The 1,234-nt window shown below is 70.0% G+C and carries 1 protein-coding gene and 1 pseudogene; both read right to left on the bottom strand.

Annotated features, from left to right (window positions below; genetic code table 11):
• Positions 1-231: 231 nt before the first annotated feature.
• Positions 232-534: pseudogene (locus AOK09_RS41620) on the bottom strand (aminotransferase class III-fold pyridoxal phosphate-dependent enzyme); the annotation flags it as partial.
• Between the two features lie 2 nt (positions 535-536).
• Positions 537-1,234, bottom strand: a 698-nt coding sequence (locus AOK09_RS41615) for an aminotransferase class III-fold pyridoxal phosphate-dependent enzyme (protein ID WP_245687079.1), incomplete at both ends; no start/stop codon positions are given.

Below are 1,234 nucleotides of genomic sequence, written 5' to 3'. Positions count from 1 at the left end.
GCGGCCGGTCGATCGGCTCTGAGGCTGCGGACTTGCGTCCGACGGGTTGTCCTCGGTGGTGGTCCGGCCTTCCCCTGCAGGAGGGACGGCCGGGGGTTGCTCGTTCTCCATCTGCGACGACAGTACGTCACCCGCGAGGCGATCCGGCTTCGGAACACCAGGTCGGCACGACATCTTCACCGTGGTGGCGGCAACCTCCACGACGTTCGGACGCTCCCGTGGAACGGCAGGTCAGAGCGACGCGAACGCACCTTCGAGGATGTCGAGGCCCTCGTTGAGCAGGTGCTCCGGAATGACCAGCGGGGGCAGGAAGCGCAGCACGTTGCCGTAGGTGCCGGCGGTGAGCACCACCAGGCCCTCCGCGTGGCAGGCCTTGGCGATGGCAGCGGTGGCCTCGGTGTTGGGCTCCTTGCCGCCCGGCTTGACCAGCTCGATGGCGATCATGGCGCCGCGACCGCGGACGTCGCCGATGACGTCGTACTTCTCCTGGAGCGCGCGCAGACGGCCGAGCATGACCTCGCCGATGCGCTGGGCNNGCCCAGCGCGGCGGCGCAGGCCACCGGGTTGCCGCCGTAGGTGCCGCCCAGTCCGCCGGAGTGCGCGGCGTCCATGATCTCGGCCCGGCCGGTCACCGCGGCCAGCGGCAGACCGCCGGCGATGCCCTTGGCGGTGGTGATCAGGTCGGGGACCACGCCCTCGTCCTCGCAGGCGAACCACTGGCCGGTGCGGCAGAAGCCGGTCTGGATCTCGTCGGCCACGAAGACGATCCCGTTGGCCCTGGCGAACTCCGCGATCGCGGGCAGGAAGCCCTTGGCGGGCTCGATGAAGCCGCCCTCGCCCTGGATGGGCTCGATGATGATCGCGGCGACGTTCTCCGCGCCGACCTGCTTGCTGATGATGTCGATCGCCTGGGCCGCGGCCTCGTCGGCGCAGTTCTCCGGGCCGGTCGGCCAGCGGTACGGGTAGGCGACCGGCACCCGGTAGATCTCCGGGGCGAACGGACCGAAGCCGTGCTTGTACGGCATGTTCTTGGCCGTGAGACCCATGGTGAGGTTGGTGCGGCCGTGGTAGCCGTGGTCGAAGACCACGACGGCGGTGCGCTTGGTGTAGGCACGCGCGATCTTGACGGCGTTCTCCACCGCCTCCGCACCCGAGTTGAAGAGCGCGGTGCGCTTCTCGTGGTCGCCCGGGGTGAGCTCGTTGAGCTGCTCGGCGACGGCCACATAGCCCTCGT

Origin of the sequence: Peterkaempfera griseoplana (assembly GCF_001418575.1) — a bacterium.
In the GTDB taxonomy this organism is placed as follows: domain Bacteria; phylum Actinomycetota; class Actinomycetes; order Streptomycetales; family Streptomycetaceae; genus Peterkaempfera; species Peterkaempfera griseoplana.
This window is presented reverse-complemented; position numbering and strand designations above follow the sequence as displayed.